Here is a 15098-nt window from a genome sequence, read left to right as displayed (position 1 = left end):
ACGATGCCGAGTTCCATCGTCTGCGCGGACTCGCCGTCGATTATATTGAGGAAGCCGAGCGGCTCGAGGCCGAGCGCAAGGGCCGCCTGGACGAGTCCGATGAATTGATCTCGGCCGCGCTGGATGCGGTCGCGAGGGATTACTTCGTGCGTGCCGTTACCCGCGCGAAGACGCGAGGCAAACGCTAGCCGCGGCGCGGCGGCTCACGCCCTTCTTCCTGGCGCCGGATACCTGAAGCTGCTGCGGCCTTGGGACGTCGAGCGCAAGATCCACATTCGCGGACGTTTCTCCGCGTTGACGTCGCTCACCGGAAAACGCCCGGCGTCGATCGTGCCGGATGGACGGACTCTTCAACTTGAAGTCCCAAGACTGGCCCGTGAACGAAATTTCGAAACTGGCAGGCGCTTCCGCAGCGAAGCGTGCGATAAGGCTTGCGGCCGCTGTCGCTCCTGACGTTCAACATGAACACGAATTCTATTTTGGGGGTGCCGAGACGATAGTGGCTTCGTTGTCGCTGTAGGTCTTGCCGGCAACTCTTTGGTAGCGGGACGGGTTTACCGGCCGTTGTCGTTCAACCCGGCCTTCCGCTTTCACTGTAAGAGTCTGCTGGTTGCGGTCGGCATTGCCCGGACCTCGCGGCGAAGGCGGGGTATTACGTCGGCGCCCGGCGCCAGCATCGCGGCTGCGACGGGTTGCCCGCCGCATTGCTTTGCTGCGGAGCAGCAAGATTTCCTAAATTTAATTTGGCCGTGGTTGCGCCAGCCTCGCCGCCCGCGCGTTTGTACACCATCTATTGAAACAAAGTGATTGGGAATGAAACGATGAAGCGCGGAATCACGGTTCTGGCGTGCGTCTGTGCCTTGGGCGCCGCGGTCTATTTTGGCGTCAGCAAGTGGGGCATCCGGCACGACACGGTGAATTGGCTCGATGAAGCGCGGCAGCGGCCGGTCTCCGTCGACCTCGCCGTGCGGCGGGATTACGAGATGAAGGCGGATGACGGCTACTGGAAGTTGCCGGTCGCCATCATCAGCAACGGCAACACCGTCAAGAACACCGAGTATTCGTTCCTGGCCAACGTCTTCGCCGCACGCGGATATCTGGTTGCCAGTATCCAGCAGGATCTGCCGACCGATCCGCCCTTGATGACCAAGGTCGGCATGCCCTATGTCGGCCGGCAGGGGGTGTACGAAAAAGGCGAAGCCAACATCCTGTTTGTGCTCAAGGAATTGAAGAAATTGCAGCCGAATGCCGACTACGGCCACCTGACGCTGGTCGGACATTCCAACGGCGGCGACACCGCCATGTATTTCGCCAAGGAGCACCCCGAGTTGGTGTCGAAAGTTGTCACGCTGGACAATCTGCGCGTGCCCTTCGTGCTCAGCGACAAGATGAAGATCCTCTCATTCCGCTCCAAGGATCCGAACTTCCAAACCGATCCCGGCGTGCTGCCGACCCCGCAACAGGCCAAGACGGACGGTGTCGATATCATTGATACCCAATTTCAGCACACCTGGATGAGCGACCGCGGGCCGGATTCAGCCAAAGAGAGGATTCAGGCCACGCTCGACCAATTTCTGAGCAATGGCAGTGCTAGCGAGCTGGCGCCGGCCGATACCGACAATTTGATCGTTACCAATGCCGGCGCGCCGCTCCCTTGAAACACGCGTCTGCCGGCATGAAGCGGAACGATCGCGGATCTCGTGCTTTGGTCGGAGTTCGAGGGTGGACAAGCTAGCTGGATTCTGGAGAGGCGATGTCTGGAAAATGGGCGGTTCTGGTTCTGGCGATCGGCCTGGCGACGACGCTGCTGAATCTGGCGATTTTGGCCGGGCAAATAGCGACGCCGGCGGCCGCGCGCGGCGCATCCAATGCCAGCAAACTGCTGGACGATGACGATTTCACCGATGGCCTTACCAAGATCATCCGCAGGACCGTTCGCGATTATTGCACCGTCGGCAAGCGAAACGGCATCGACTGTTAGGGCGTTTTCACGCGATGCCATGCTGTCCCGCACGTGACGCGATGTGGATACCGGCTCGTCGCAATAGAATCTCAGCGGAGCAATCCGACGCTTGCCCATATTTTTAGCATCGTCTCATGGAACGGGGAACGCCCGTTTTCATTCTTTCGAGCGCCTGTCGTCAATCTTGCCAGGCGTTTGTTATAACAGGAGACCAAAATGAGAAATCTGTTTATTGCGGCGTGCTGCGCGGCCCTCGTGGGAAGCGTTTCGATTGCATCCGCCCAGAACACGGCGCCTGCCGCTCAGGATTTCATGAAGACCGATAGCCCGATGAACGCCAACGCCAAGATGAAGAAGAGCTCCAAGAAGACGACAAAATCGAAGTCCGGCGACAGCATGAAGAGCGACGCGCCGAAGGACGACATGAAAAAAGACGCGAAGTAGCCTTCCGCGAACCCGAACGATAGCCGCGATGCCTTTGGGGTGTCGCGGTCTTTTCTGTCAGGCCATTGAAACAAGCCGCGCGGGCCCGGTCGGTCGCCGGAGGACGCCGAAACTACAGCCAAAGGATCGGCGGAAAGCTCAACCGCCGCCTTTCCAGTTCCTGGCGCAGACCCGCCGCATATTTCTTGACGCGGTCGCCATTGGCAAAGAAATGCGTGTGGCCGCGCCGCATCGAATCGCGGTCGGCCTCGACTTCCTTGCGCACACTCTCATAGAAGCGCAGGAGGCTCTCGTCACTTAGGGCGGACAGGCTCATCGATCGCCGACGCCCGCGCTGGACGGCTGGGCTCTCCCGGTTCGGTTCGGCATTCGCGCCATGTACTCAGTCTGGAGAGAAGCGGTTTCTGTTGTTGGTGCGAGTTCGTACGCAAGAACGTTGAGAAACTCAATCGACGGCCGCCGCCAGCGGCAAAACCCGCGCGGCAGGATCGGATTATCCCCATTATCTTTCCGCACCTATCATCCCGCCGATCCGGGCGTCGCCATCATCTCCCTATGGCGCTGAGTCGGACGTCGCAATCGCGTGCATCAGCCACATCGTGGCGAAGACCACGAAAAACGAAAAGCCGCGGAATTCGCTGAACGACATGTGAAACAGCCGCAGCAGCCAACCGACCGGAAGGCCGGTCGCCGAGAGCGCCAGAACGGCCAGGAACGCAACCGTGACGGCATGCAGGCCGCTCAGTACCATCATCTTGGAGGTCATTCGGGCCCGCCCTCATCGCATGGTTGTGAATTTGACGTTGCGATGACGATGAATGGCGCTTTCCGGGCTTCCGCGATAAGCGCCGAAATCCTTGCGTTCGGCTTCAGAGAGATTGCGGAGTGCGAACAGCGTGACGCGATGCTCGCGATAGGCGATCGCGGCGGCCACCCAATCATTGATCATCCGCAGGAGGTAGCGGGACAATTTGCCCGCTCCGGCGTGAAATCGTTCCCGCAGGTTTGGACCTGCCGGGCCGAACGCTTCAACAGCCCGCATTTGGTGTAAGACGGCGACGAGCATCGTCACCGCCGTCATCAAGCAGATATTCTTCATGAACAGCGCTTTCCTGGAATCAGTGGCGGGCGAGTCCCGCGCTTGGCGCAGGAACTAATTCCGCGACGGCCGCGTGTCTTGTCTCAAAACGACATCTCATTGGACAAAAAAGACAGCCGCGCCTGTGAGGTGGCTGACCCTGGATCAGACCCTGTCGCCCCTCACCTCACGCGGCGTCAGGCCGTACAGACGGCGAAAGCGGCGATTGAAGTAGGACAGGTCGCCAAAGCCGACGTCGTAGGCGATCGTGCTGATCGCGGCGTGGGTGGAATCGGGCTCGCAAAGCCGCCGGTGAGCCTGCGCGAGTCGCTGCATGACCAGGAACTCCGAGAAGGTGGTGCCGTCCTCCTCGAACAGACGCTGCAGGTACCGCGGAGTCACGCACAGATGCGCGGCAACGCTGCCGACGGAAATATCGCGCCGTTCGCTGTGTTCGACGATATAGGCCTTCGCCAGCTTCAATCGGGCCGCGCGCAGGCCACGCGTCCGCGCGACTTCCTTGAAATCGTTCGCCGCGCCGAGCGTCAGCGCCAGCAAATCCTGGATATGCCGTACCGAAAGACTTGAGAGCTCGGGGTCCAGCGATGCGCCAACCTGGAGCAGCCAGCCGGCGTAGCGCGACAGCAGCCCGAGTGCGCTGCGGTTGCGAGGTATCAAACGCATGGCGGCATCGTCGGCGTCCGCGACGATCGAGCGGAGCATCGCCCGTGGCACCCGCAGGGTGTAGGAGTGCCCCGGACTGGTCCGGTGGAACGATGTGGGCTCGTTGCCCATCATCAGGATGGCTTCCTGCTCCTGCAGAATTTGCTCGCGGCCGCCCGACCGGACGGACGCGACCCCCCTCCGGTTGATGGCGAGCACGGCATCGTCGTTGCCGTCCGCAAGATATATTCCGGTGCGCGAAATTCTTGCCGGCGATGACGAGCCTTCGACCAACTGCAGTCCGGGGAGCGACAGCGATGTCATACAGGCCTGGAATGCAAGGTCTTTGGCCGGCTCCAGATCGACGCGGAGCATGACGTGCCCATAATGTTCACGCCAGTAGGCGATCCGATCCTCTTCGGGGAGGAAATCGGTCGAAAATTCAACAATGCGGGCGCAAGTTTCTGTCATGAAAATTACTCTGATGATTGAAAAGGCGCCGCCGGCTCGCGCCTGGCGCTTTCGTTAATGGTTACCAGTAGCGCCGCGAGTGCCGTTCGGCGTCATCCGTTCAGATGAGGGTTCGGGGGCGCTCGCCTGAAGGGGCGCTGCCGGGCGGTCACTATTGCGTCATCCGCGCTCCGGCGGCCGCGTAACCAGCGGCCGCGAGGGCCTGTCGCTGAGCGCCAAGGATTGGTCGCGGAAGTCCAAGACGCGCGGCCATCCGGATGATTGCTGTGCGCGGCCAGAAACCCAGCTGCGACCCAGCGCAATGTGCGCCCCGGGGTCGGCGCATCGCCATCAAGCAAGGAAACACGTATGAGCCTGACAGGAAAATGCTTTTGCGGCGCGGTAGAACTCGAAGTGACCGGCTCCCCGGAGGCGATGGGCTATTGCCATTGCAGCTCCTGCCGTTCGTGGTCCGGCGGTCCGGTGAACGCCTTCAGTCTTTGGAAGCCCGAGGCGGTGCGGATCACGGCCGGCGCCGAAAACGTTGCGATGTTCCAGAAGACCAAATTGAGCCAGCGGCAATATTGCGCCAAATGCGGCGGGCATCTCATGACCAATCACCCGCCATTCGGCCTGGTCGATGTATTCGCCGCCACCATTCCCGGCCTCGCCTTCGCACCGGGGGTTCACGTCAACTATGCCGACACCGTGCTGCCGATGCGGGACGGCCTGCCCAAACTGAAAGACTTCCCGAAGGAACTCGGGGGATCCGGCGAAATGGTCGCTGAATAGCAAGCCGGCAACAGGGCTCGGGGCGGGAAACCGGCCCGAACTGGCGAGGCGGACCCCGCCCGCATCCGCAAGTTTGTTATGCTCGCGGCCCCCACAGCGACGGCGCCGGCCGCCTTGCTCCTGCCACGTCGCGCGGCGGGTCGAGCAGCCGCTTGTCGAACCTTATGACGCGCCAATCGTCCGACCGGGCGACCGCGAAGCCGGCTTTTCGGGCCAGCGACTTCATCTGATCGTTTGTCTTGAATGTTTCGCCGAACAGACCGAAATACCCGAGACTGACGGCGCGGGATTGCAACGCCGACAATAGCGCCGAGCCAAGCCCCCGGTTTTGCCAGCCATCACATACCGAGATGGCAAACTCGCCCAACCCGGTGTGGTTATCGACGGCGTAGCAGGCCTCGCCGATGACAGCCTCCCGCGCATCGTGCTGCATTTCGGCAATCAGCGTGAAACGATCCGGCTTCCGGTTACGCACCAGGCAGTCGAAGGCGATCCTGGAAAAATCGCTGACCGTCCCCATGAAGCGGTTGTGTCGCGACGAAAACGACAACGCCGCGAAATATTCCGCCAGCCTGTCGACGTCCCGCTCGGCGGCGGTGCGGATATGAAGCCGGCTCGTGCCGTTTCCGGTCATGCCTTCCGACCATGGAATGATGAACATCAAGCTGCCTCCGCTGTCACTGCCCCGACTTCGATCTCCGTTGGACGGCGCTCTGGTCGGCGCGGTTCAAGTGGGCATATTCCTGAAACACCTTTGCCGCTGCGCGCATCCGGGATTCGCGCAAGGCGCGCAGCAGGGCGTGTCCGGCGCGCCTTGGAAGCCATCGCCAGGAAAATCTCCAAAGCGGCCTTCGAAAACGGAATCGAGTCGAACCAGACCTCACCGACAATATGGTCATTGCGATTCTCTCTGACGTGATGTGGAAACCGGAGAACGGGCCGGCGCATCGGAATCATGCAGCGACCGACAACCACGCATACGGGCGATGTGGCAATAGCGCTTGGACGGAAGCGCCAATCATTCGGTCTTGCGCGAAGCAATGGCGCCGCACTGCCGGTAGCAATGACTCAGTGAAAAATCTTGTGGCGCGGCTTTGAACCTGAGCGCGGTTTCCGCGACTAAATCGTTTCGGCGACCAAGATCGGGAACTTGCTTCCGGCCGGGCGGGACCCGAGGCCGGGTCGATGGCACGATCGGCATGCGGGCGCGCAGTGCCATGGTTTCGCAGGGACAGGCCGACTATTCGTCCGGGTCGAAGACCATAGCAGGACCATCGTTCCGATAGCGATCCCCGCTACGATGCGGAATCAGTTGGGTCATGCGGCGCCCATCGGGAAGTTCGATGGTGCGCAAGGTCATCATCTCCAGCGGTCGCTTTTCGGAATGGCGGCTTGCTTGCCGAATTTGCGGCCGCTTCGCCATCCTCGCGGCCGACGCGATCGAAGTCGGTGTTTGGGCGTTGCCCGGCGACACGGCTGGGGCCGGTTGCTTTTCTTGCTTTTCTTCTTCGTGCCTGGCCGGGGCTTCGGCCGGCGGCGGTTCGACCTGCTGCCTGGCTTCCTGGTCGGTTGCGGTCTGAGGCATCTCGGCGTGGGCCGAGCTGTCCTGTTGATCCTGCGCCGGCCCTGCTGTTTGCGCTTTCGCCTCCTGCCGGCTCGCCGCTGCGGGCGGCTCCGGCTGAAGCGACGGCGAAGGCGATGCCGGTTGATCGATCGATACAGCCTGGTCGGCTGAGGCAGCTTCGCCGCGGTCGCGATTGTCGATCCCGGTTCTGCTTGCGACCTCAGGCTTGGCCGAGCTCGCCTCCGCGGCAGCCGGTTCGGGGTGTTCGGCATAATGCGGCGTTGGCGCCTTCGGTGTTGCCTTGGCCACCGCCTTCACCGGCTCCGGCGTCGCGAGCCAATTCAGCGCGCCATAGCCGCCTCCGAGAAGAAGCGCGACCGCAATCAGATAGGCGAACAAGGCGGGCATGCGAGCCTCCACCGGAGAATTGCTTCCCCGCAACAAAGGTTAACGGCCTCGCCGAAGCGAGGCCGTTACAGGCTTGGGGTTAGTCGATCACCTGGACGATCCGGTGCGTCGAAGGATCGACCAGCACGGTCCGATCGTTAACGACCGTATAGCGATATCTGGTCACGCCGTATTCGCGCGGCACTTCGTAATAGGTGACACCGGCCGATGGAAGATCCTCGCCGACGCGAACTTCGTGCTCGTAGCGGTATGACGGAACATGGCGCTCCTCGACATAGCTGCGGAAGCGCGGCCGCGTATCGTCCGCGATGCCGCCTGCCACCGCGCCGACGCCGGCCCCTACCGCAGCTCCGACCGGGCCGCCGACGATTGCGCCGGTAACCGCTCCGGTGGTTGCGCCGGCCGCCGCGCCGTCTTGCGCTTGCGCTGCGAGCGGAAACGAAAGCGCAGCGGCGAGGGTGATGCCTGCAAGCAGTTTGGTGTTCATGATGTCCTCCAGTCCTCTGTGTGTCAGTTGCGATGTGCGGAACGGAGAACGTCAGAACCTGACAGCTGTTCCCCTGCCGGATCGGGTTCCTGGCTGGAACTTTTCGCGCGTTCCCACATTCTCATCACCACTCACTGAGTAGCCTTGACGACGAATGACAATCACCTATCCCGACCCACACTGGAGACTGAAGATGAAATCGAAATATCTCGCCGTGGCATTGCTCGGCAGCGCACTTCTGACCGGCGCGGCCCTCGCTGAAACCGCCACCACCGATCGTTCCAACATCAACACCGCCGTCCACAAGGAAGGCCAGTGGCGGTCTTCCAAGCTGATCGGCGTCAATGTCTACAACGACAACAATGACAAGATCGGCGACATTCAGGAATTGATCGTCGACAAGTCCGGCAAGGTCGAGAACGTCGTGCTCGGCGTCGGCGGCTTTCTCGGCATGGGCGAGCACTATGTCGCGGTGCCGATGGAGAAGCTGAAATGGGTCAATGAACCCGTGCGCACCTCTTCAACGACCGCGCCCGCTGACAAGTCGACGGTTGGCGCCAACAACCGGCCCGCGCGTGCCACGGATGAGAAGTGGTATCCCGATCACGCGGTCTTCAATGCGACCAAGGATCAGCTGAAGGCGATGCCGCAGTTCAAGTACAACTAAGTCGATCGAACGAACCGCCCCGCCAGCGGCGGCGGGGCGGTCCTTGCCATGCAGCGTCGCGGCGTTCGCGAGGCTACGCGGCAACTTTCAGAGCTTTCGTGGCAAGCGCCGGGCGAGCCAGCCGCAGGTGGGCCTTCCATGCCTCGATGGCGACGGCCAGCGAGGTGATGGCCCAAAACACCGGATATTCGTATCCGCCGGTATTCCAGGTCCAGCCGAAGCCCTTCACGACTTGCAGCGAGTAGACCGCGACTCCCAGCAGCGCGGCAGCGCCCACCGCTGCAAAACGCGTGCAGATGCCCAATATCAACGCCACGGCCGCCGCCGTCTCGGCGATCGCCGCGACGTAGACCCAGACCTCCGGCGGGTGAAAACCCGCTTTGGCGAAGAACGCCGCCGTTCCTGCCGAAACGGCGCCGGCCGCGAATTTTCCCATCACGTGGGGAAACATGAACAGCCCGCAAATAATGCGAAGAATATTCAGACCGTTCGTCAGATCGAAATTCTCCGATCTGATTTGAAAATCGTCTTTTGAGATCCACATGCCCACTGCCCCTGTCTGGTCCGGCCATTCCAATCTGGCGGCATCACGGGCGGAGGCTTTGCGGCAGATCAAGCTCGGCGAAAAATCGTCGATCCATGCGGCGTCGTTCGAAAACGAGCCGCTCAGAAGCACCGTCAAGCCGGCGTCGCCAGCTCGCCTTCAGCCCGCTCGCTCGGAATCGGGCTCGCGATTGGGGGCACCGGACATGGCTGGCGACTTAACCGCTGCAGCTCCACCTCCTTGGCGACGGCGGCAACGGAGTTACCCACCTTCTCGACGATGGCTTTCAGTTCATCCGACGGCACACGGAGCCGCCGGGTCCAGGCGCGAAGCTGAGCCGGATCGGCCGTGTTGATCTTGTTGCGGATAGGCGGATATTTGATGCGTTGCATGGCGGCACTTCCCTGACTCGAGGCATCAACGGCACGCGAGGCCCTTCGTTCCCTCACGCCTGAAACCCGCCGCGAACGATCCGCACCTCCCGATACGACAAGGGCCGCCCGAAGGCGGCCCCATCGTCCGACGGTCCAAAGATCAATCGCGCTCGATGATGACCCTGCGGCGGTCGTGATCGATATCCCGGTCATGATCGCCCTTTCTGATGATAACCGTGTCGCGGTCGCGCCGATCGTCGCGGTCGCGAACCACTTCCCGTTCACGAACGACGTCGCGGTCACGATGACCTTCGCCGATGGTCACACCGGCCGGCCCCACGCCGACGCCAATTTCCTCTGCAGATGCCGGCAACGCGGTTCCAATCAGCGCGACAGCTGCGATAACAGCCAAACCCAATTTCATTTCAGTTCTCCATTGCCAAATATGTGACGACAACCTCCCCGAGCATCAAAGGTTCCCGGATTAGAACGCAGGCGGGGTCGCGTCCGGCCTGAAATGTGCGGGGCCTCCAGTTGAGGCAGGTCAAAGCACGCTGCCGCGGCGGCGTTAGCGTTTACAAATGGGTAAGCTCATTTTTAGATGCGTCCAGACCGGAATGAACGTTCAGATGTGGCTGCCCGAAGCGGCGCCGACCGATCGAACGGACAGCTATGAGGCTGTGAGATGCCCGTCCTGCGGCCGGATACACCTGGTCAACAAGATCACCGGCAAGATGTTAAGCGACCATGGAAAGTAACCGACGCGCAGGCCAACACCTTCGATGCTGGGCCAACACCTTCAATAATGGCTGCGCCGATGGGGAACACCGCCCGGTCGGGCCCACAAGCGAGATTTAGCCTTTATCGGGAAAACAATCCTGTACCTTGACTAAAATCAAGCGCAGGCGCCTCGAATGGCGTAGCTAGTGTCAGATCGAAGGAGAGCACCGGATGCCCGCGTATTTCAGACTAGCCCAGGTTTTGGTTGTTGCAGCCGCCGGTCTCGGCGGCTCGGTGGCGCTGGCCGCCGACGCCAATCACGGCGGCGAACTCGCCAAGCGCTGGTGTGCCGCCTGTCACTTGGTCGACAGCACGCAGAACCAGACAAGCACGGACGCTCCCCCGTTCGACGCTATCGCCCACAAGTCGGATTTCACCCCTGAAAAGGTGGCCTTCTTCCTGCTCGACCCACACCCGAAAATGCCGAATTTTCCGCTGAGCCGGAACGAGGCGGCCGATCTCGCTGCCTATATCGGCTCGCTGCGCAAGTATCCCGTCCAATAAGACGTTCTCGGAACAAGGCGCCAAATGCAAATCCCTGCCGGTGATAGCCGACAGGGATCAGCAGAAAAGTCGACGGACGGCGAGTGGCATCACCCGGTGGCCCGTCAAGGACCTGCGCAATGATTAAAATCTACCGCGCAAATCGATGCAAGACTAATTTGTGGGCGGCAAAGAGTGGCGCCGGCGCACCGCGCACGCCCAGATTTAGAGTTTGCCTTTGGTCGCGTCCTTTGCGGCGGACATGAGGCCGCCGGTGATCTGGCGCATATGTTCACCGGCATTGGTGAACTGGCTCTTCAAGAACTCCGACTGGATGCGCATGGCCTCCTGAAGATCGGTCGCGTGAACCAGCTTTCGCGCGTGTTCGAACGCGGCCTTGATATTCTGTTCGGTGAGCGACAGCGCCTGTTTGGACATCTCCGTTCCCGGCGTCGGGATCGACGCGATCGACTTGTTCGCTGCGTCGAAAAACATTCCGAACGCCTTTTCCGCCTGGTCGATGGTCTTTTCGGCCATGTCGCGCAATTCGGCCGGCACTTCCAGTTTCGGTTCGGTCATCTCGCGATCCTCCGGGTTGGACCGACAGTTACCACACTTCCGCAGCGGCGTCTGTGTAGTATTGGCCCCCGATCGGCGTCAGGGTTGTTTGGCCTGTCCTGGCTGATCATCGATCATCGTCGGGATGAACCCAGGGATAGGGCGCGATCTTCCGCTCTCTTGTCAGCCGGATCAGGTGCACCGGCGGCGCGTATCGGGGGGTGGCGCAGGAGCGGCATTTGAGCGCCGCTTCCAGCTTCCAGATCGGCGTATCGCGCGCCCGGCGGATAGTATCGAGCGGCAGGCTGGCGCGGGTCTCGCAGCGGTGGCACATCACCTCCAGCCAGCCATATCCGCCATTGAGGCATTGCGCGATCGTGGGCGACGGCTGCGCCGGGCCGCCAAAGCCTTCCATCTGCTCCGACCACAGCAGACACTCGGCAGCATCCGCCTCGCGGATGGCCTTTTTGGCCTGTTCGCGCGCGTTCTGCGCGTTGATCCGCGCGCCCTGGACGCGATCGCCAAAAATCCGTTGTCGGCTGCGGCCTCCCATCGGGCCATTATCGGCGGCGTTTGCGGGGTTGCGCAATCCACTAGGAATGGAGGCAGGGAACGGGCGCGCACCCCTACCGGATGGCAGAGCTGATCACGTCGAGGAAACCAGGCAACTAGGCGTAGTCGAACAGCGCCATAAATCCGAAGTCCATATGCAACTGTTGATGACAGTGGAACAGGGTTCGGCCAGGATTGTCGGCCACAAAGTCGACTTCCACCTCCTGGTAGCCCCCCACCATCACAACATCCTTCATGATCCCGGCCGTCGTCTTGCCAGCTATGCGGGTCAGTTCGAAGCTATGGCGATGCAGATGCACGGGATGGATGTCGTCGCTGGCATTGCGCATGCGGAGGCGATAGCGTTTCCCTTGGCGCAGATGGAACATCGGCTGCATTTTTTCCATGGAAAACGCCACGTCGTTGATACGCCACTCGTTGAAGCCCTGATTGGCGGCATTGTTTTTGGTGAACGTCATGTCGATCGTTTCATCGGGAGCTTGGACGTTAGGCGCCGCCCGCCCGAAACGGCTGTAGTCCCATTTGAATGAAGGCGGCTTGGTCCATTTCGGCTTTCCCGTCTTGCCGGCGTATTCAATCACGACGCCCATACCCCTTGCGCGGTCATCGTCGGCGAGATCGCCCATTACCCATACTCCGGGATGATTCATCTCGACCACAGCAGAGATTCGCTCTGCAGTCCCCAGCCACAGCATCGGGACCCGTATCGGCGTTGGAACGGGGTTGCCGTCCAATGCGATCACTTCAAACGTGTGTCCCGGTAGCGCAAGGCTGCGGATTTCGGTCGCGCTGCCGTTGACGATATGAAACAGGACGCGCTCGCCCGCATTCACGCGAATTGGGTCGCCATGTCCCAGCATGCGGCCATTGATCGAGAACAGGCTGTAACCGACCTCGAAACCGTGCGGCATTCCTTGAGCCAATGACGCCCGCATCGTGGCCTCGCCAGCCTCTTCGAGCGCCTTGACCCGCGTTGCGGGCGCAAGAAAATCCATGTCCATATCTCCGCCGCGACTGAGTACCGGCTGGAATTCCTTGAGCATCAGGAACACTTCGCGATCGTGGCGGCCGGGGTCGTTTTTCGGATCGATGTAAACTGTGCCTACCTGTCCGCCATATTGTCCGCCGGACAGATCGGCGCCGGGCGTAAGGTGCGTGTGATAGAATCGCAGCCCTGCCGGCCCGGGCGTAAAGGCGATGCGGCGCATGCCATGCGCCGGGATGAAAGGTGTTCCTTCTTCCGATGCGCCATCGACATCGACCGGTATGGTCTGGCCATGCCAGTGCAACTGTTCGGGCGTATCGGTGTCGTTATGGATATCGACAACGACCTGCTGGCCTTCCTTGAAGCGCAGCAGCGGACCGGGAAACTGTCCGTTATAGGTCGTGGTGGAGATGATGCGATCCGGCGCCAATTCAACAAGCCCGTTACCAATCCGGATCGTGTGATCCGCGGCGCCTTGGGCTGCTCCCTGGGGACTGCCGACAGGCTGAGCCTGGGCGAATCTGGAGAGCGCGGCCGAAAGCGCCACCATTCCTCCGCGTTGCAAAAGTTCCCGACGGGCCATCGACATGCTGATTTCCCCGGTTGGCGTTTTCGCTATTGAATTTCATTATCGAACTGCGATAGTCAAGTTCGATCAAATCACAACCAAGGCATCATGCCGGAATGGATCATCGCGACCTCCTCAGCGGCTTCATTCGCCTGCATATTCTCCATCACGCCGCCGAAGGGGAGCTGTATGGCCAGTGGATGATCGAAGAGCTGGCGCGTCATGGTTATCGGTTGAGTCCGGGAACGCTTTATCCATTGCTGCACGGCCTGGAAAAGAAAGGCTACTTGGTCTCACGCATGGAGCGCGAGGGGCGAACAGCCCGAAAGTACTATCGAGCAACCCCTCTCGGCCGCAAGGCCATCAAACTGGCTACCGTGAAGGCAAAAGAGTTGTTTGGCGAAATCGTTCCAGATCCGCGGCAGTCAAAACGAACTGGCAAGAGGTCTGGTCTATGAATGGCTCTTCGGCCGCCGACGCGGAGACAAACGATCGCGAGCCCGTCGCGAAAAATAGCGTGGTCCGCGGTTCGACCGGCGAGGTCTTTCGGGTTTTTCTCAAACTTGGCATCACCTCGTTTGGCGGCCCCATCGCGCACCTCGGCTACTTCCGCGACGAGTTGGTCGTGCGCCGGCGGTGGATTGATGAGGCGGGCTACGCCGATCTGGTGGCACTGTGCCAGTTCCTCCCCGGACCGGCCTCCAGCCAGGTCGGCTTTTCCCTGGGTATCCTGCGCGGCAATGGGCTTCTCGGCGGACTGGCGGCCTGGTTCGCGTTCACGATGCCATCCGCCCTGATCCTTTTCGCCTTTGCGAAAGGCGCAGCGGCATTTACCGGACCGGTTGCCGAGAGTTTTCTGCACGGCCTGAAACTTGTCGCCGTCGCGGTCGTCGCACAGGCCATCTGGGGAATGGCGCGAACCCTTACACCCGATCGGGCACGCGCCGGCATCGCACTTGCCGCGGTAGCGATCGTTGTGTTGTTCGTCGGATCCTTCGGCCAGATCGCAGCGATCGCGCTTGGCGCGTGCGCGGGGCTTTGGCTCTGCCAAGGAGAAGCCGCGCCGGCTTCCGGGCAGCTGGATTTTCCGGTCACCCGGCTGGGCGGTGGCATCGCGCTCGCTCTCTTCGCGGCGCTTCTCTTGATAGCTCCTGCCGTCGCCACCGCGACCGGCTCTCAGGGCCTCGCCCTTTTCAACGCATTCTATCGGTCGGGAGCCCTTGTTTTTGGCGGCGGCCATGTCGTGCTGCCTTTACTTCAGGCTCAAGTCGTAACGCCAGGATGGGTCACCAACGAGGCATTCCTTGCGGGTTATGGACTGGCACAGGCGATGCCGGGACCGCTCTTCACCTTTGCGGCCTATCTTGGGGCCGCGATGGGCCCGCTGCCGAACGGCCTGGCCGGTGCCGCCGTTGCCCTCGTCGCGCTGCTGCTTCCGGGCATGCTGCTCGTCTATGGCATGTTGCCCTTCTGGGATGCGCTGCGCACGCGCCCCGCCGCTCAGGCCGCCATGCGCGGTACCAACGCAGCCGTGGTCGGTATTCTCGGTGCGGCCCTCTATAACCCGGTCTGGACCAGCGCGGTCCTGACGCCGCGCGATTTTGCACTCGCTCTCGGCGGCTTTCTGCTGCTCACCGTTTGGAAGATGCCGCCCTGGATCGTGGTCGCGCTGCTCGCCACCGCTGGCACGCTATCAGGTTTTGCGTGACCTGCCCGG

At 61.4% G+C, this 15098-nt stretch carries 22 protein-coding genes; 9 read left to right on the top strand and 13 right to left on the bottom strand.

The annotated features are described in order from the left end of the window. The 4 genes from QZ213_RS00615 to QZ213_RS00600 all read left to right on the top strand — a co-directional run. On the top strand, positions 1-188 hold a 188-nt coding region (locus tag QZ213_RS00615; RefSeq protein WP_291684096.1), incomplete at its 5' end, for a hypothetical protein. 633 nt (positions 189-821) lie between these two features. Further along, a complete protein-coding gene (locus QZ213_RS00610) occupies positions 822-1658 on the top strand; it encodes an alpha/beta fold hydrolase (RefSeq protein WP_291684095.1) in 837 nt (278 codons plus the stop codon). A 95-nt stretch (positions 1659-1753) separates the two neighbouring features. Continuing rightward, complete coding sequence (locus tag QZ213_RS00605) at positions 1754-1981, top strand: hypothetical protein (protein WP_291684094.1); 228 nt, start codon at positions 1754-1756, stop codon at positions 1979-1981. Positions 1982-2179: 198 nt separating this feature from the next. Continuing rightward, positions 2180-2407 carry a hypothetical protein gene (locus tag QZ213_RS00600; RefSeq protein WP_291684093.1) on the top strand — a complete coding sequence of 76 codons (228 nt, stop codon included), beginning with the start codon at positions 2180-2182 and terminating at the stop codon, positions 2405-2407. Between the two features lie 112 nt (positions 2408-2519). Here the strand turns inward: QZ213_RS00600 and QZ213_RS00595 are convergent, their stop codons facing one another. The 4 genes from QZ213_RS00595 to QZ213_RS00580 form a co-directional block, all read right to left on the bottom strand. Continuing rightward, the gene (locus tag QZ213_RS00595; RefSeq protein ID WP_291684092.1) at positions 2520-2723 is read right to left on the bottom strand and encodes a hypothetical protein; all 204 of its coding nucleotides are present in this window, start codon (positions 2721-2723) and stop codon (positions 2520-2522) included. A gap of 237 nt (positions 2724-2960) precedes the next feature. Then, positions 2961-3173, bottom strand: coding sequence for a hypothetical protein (locus QZ213_RS00590; RefSeq protein ID WP_291684091.1), 213 nt, complete (start codon positions 3171-3173; stop codon positions 2961-2963). A gap of 12 nt (positions 3174-3185) precedes the next feature. Then, on the bottom strand, positions 3186-3506 hold the full coding sequence (locus QZ213_RS00585; protein WP_291684090.1) for a hypothetical protein: 321 nt from the start codon (positions 3504-3506) through the stop codon (positions 3186-3188). Between the two features lie 144 nt (positions 3507-3650). Then, positions 3651-4619: an AraC family transcriptional regulator gene (locus tag QZ213_RS00580; protein WP_291684089.1), complete on the bottom strand. Its 969-nt coding sequence runs from the start codon at positions 4617-4619 to the stop codon at positions 3651-3653. Between the two features lie 348 nt (positions 4620-4967). Between QZ213_RS00580 and QZ213_RS00575 the strand changes: the two genes are divergently transcribed. After that, positions 4968-5390: a GFA family protein gene (locus tag QZ213_RS00575; protein WP_291684088.1), complete on the top strand. Its 423-nt coding sequence runs from the start codon at positions 4968-4970 to the stop codon at positions 5388-5390. 76 nt (positions 5391-5466) lie between these two features. On the opposite strand, the gene QZ213_RS00570 is transcribed toward QZ213_RS00575, so the two are convergent. From QZ213_RS00570 to QZ213_RS00560, 3 genes are all read right to left on the bottom strand, one after another. Beyond that, entirely contained in the window at positions 5467-6051 is a 585-nt protein-coding gene (locus tag QZ213_RS00570; protein WP_291684087.1) for a GNAT family N-acetyltransferase, read from the bottom strand. 579 nt (positions 6052-6630) lie between these two features. Continuing rightward, the gene (locus tag QZ213_RS00565; RefSeq protein WP_291684086.1) at positions 6631-7353 is read right to left on the bottom strand and encodes a hypothetical protein; all 723 of its coding nucleotides are present in this window, start codon (positions 7351-7353) and stop codon (positions 6631-6633) included. An 88-nt stretch (positions 7354-7441) separates the two neighbouring features. Further along, positions 7442-7849 carry a DUF1236 domain-containing protein gene (locus QZ213_RS00560; RefSeq protein ID WP_291684085.1) on the bottom strand — a complete coding sequence of 136 codons (408 nt, stop codon included), beginning with the start codon at positions 7847-7849 and terminating at the stop codon, positions 7442-7444. Between the two features lie 193 nt (positions 7850-8042). Here QZ213_RS00560 and QZ213_RS00555 point away from each other — a divergent pair, with 193 nt between their 5' ends. Then, positions 8043-8516: a PRC-barrel domain-containing protein gene (locus QZ213_RS00555; RefSeq protein WP_291684084.1), complete on the top strand. Its 474-nt coding sequence runs from the start codon at positions 8043-8045 to the stop codon at positions 8514-8516. A gap of 73 nt (positions 8517-8589) precedes the next feature. On the opposite strand, the gene QZ213_RS00550 is transcribed toward QZ213_RS00555, so the two are convergent. The 3 genes from QZ213_RS00550 to QZ213_RS00540 form a co-directional block, all read right to left on the bottom strand. Beyond that, positions 8590-9060, bottom strand: a complete 471-nt coding sequence (locus tag QZ213_RS00550; RefSeq protein WP_291684101.1) for a DoxX family protein — start codon at positions 9058-9060, stop codon at positions 8590-8592. A gap of 134 nt (positions 9061-9194) precedes the next feature. After that, entirely contained in the window at positions 9195-9452 is a 258-nt protein-coding gene (locus QZ213_RS00545; protein ID WP_291684083.1) for a DUF3606 domain-containing protein, read from the bottom strand. 142 nt (positions 9453-9594) lie between these two features. After that, on the bottom strand, positions 9595-9858 hold the full coding sequence (locus QZ213_RS00540; RefSeq protein WP_291684082.1) for a hypothetical protein: 264 nt from the start codon (positions 9856-9858) through the stop codon (positions 9595-9597). A gap of 527 nt (positions 9859-10385) precedes the next feature. On the opposite strand from QZ213_RS00540, the gene QZ213_RS00535 reads away from it, so the two are divergent. Next, the gene (locus QZ213_RS00535) at positions 10386-10718 is read left to right on the top strand and encodes a cytochrome c (RefSeq protein WP_291684081.1); all 333 of its coding nucleotides are present in this window, start codon (positions 10386-10388) and stop codon (positions 10716-10718) included. 204 nt (positions 10719-10922) lie between these two features. Here the strand turns inward: QZ213_RS00535 and QZ213_RS00530 are convergent, their stop codons facing one another. The 3 genes from QZ213_RS00530 to QZ213_RS00520 all read right to left on the bottom strand — a co-directional run bounded on the left by QZ213_RS00530 (position 10923) and on the right by QZ213_RS00520 (position 13402). After that, positions 10923-11276, bottom strand: coding sequence for a phasin (locus QZ213_RS00530; RefSeq protein WP_291684080.1), 354 nt, complete (start codon positions 11274-11276; stop codon positions 10923-10925). A gap of 106 nt (positions 11277-11382) precedes the next feature. Beyond that, positions 11383-11808 carry a hypothetical protein gene (locus QZ213_RS00525; protein ID WP_291684100.1) on the bottom strand — a complete coding sequence of 142 codons (426 nt, stop codon included), beginning with the start codon at positions 11806-11808 and terminating at the stop codon, positions 11383-11385. A gap of 115 nt (positions 11809-11923) precedes the next feature. Beyond that, positions 11924-13402, bottom strand: a complete 1479-nt coding sequence (locus QZ213_RS00520) for a multicopper oxidase domain-containing protein (protein ID WP_291684079.1) — start codon at positions 13400-13402, stop codon at positions 11924-11926. 95 nt (positions 13403-13497) lie between these two features. Between QZ213_RS00520 and QZ213_RS00515 the strand changes: the two genes are divergently transcribed. Both QZ213_RS00515 and chrA read left to right on the top strand, forming a co-directional pair. Then, complete coding sequence (locus QZ213_RS00515; RefSeq protein ID WP_291684078.1) at positions 13498-13839, top strand: PadR family transcriptional regulator; 342 nt, start codon at positions 13498-13500, stop codon at positions 13837-13839. Beyond that, positions 13836-15089 (top strand): chromate efflux transporter, encoded by a 1254-nt coding sequence (gene chrA / locus QZ213_RS00510; RefSeq protein WP_291684077.1) that lies wholly within the window; start codon positions 13836-13838, stop codon positions 15087-15089. Before QZ213_RS00515 ends, chrA begins: the two co-directional genes overlap by 4 nt. Positions 15090-15098: the final 9 nt, after the last annotated feature.

The sequence above is a fragment of the Bradyrhizobium sp. genome (assembly GCF_017881085.1).
Classification (GTDB): Bacteria; Pseudomonadota; Alphaproteobacteria; order Rhizobiales; family Xanthobacteraceae; genus Bradyrhizobium.
The sequence above is the reverse complement of the archived record's forward strand: the minus strand, read 5'-3'. Positions and strand labels throughout refer to the sequence as shown.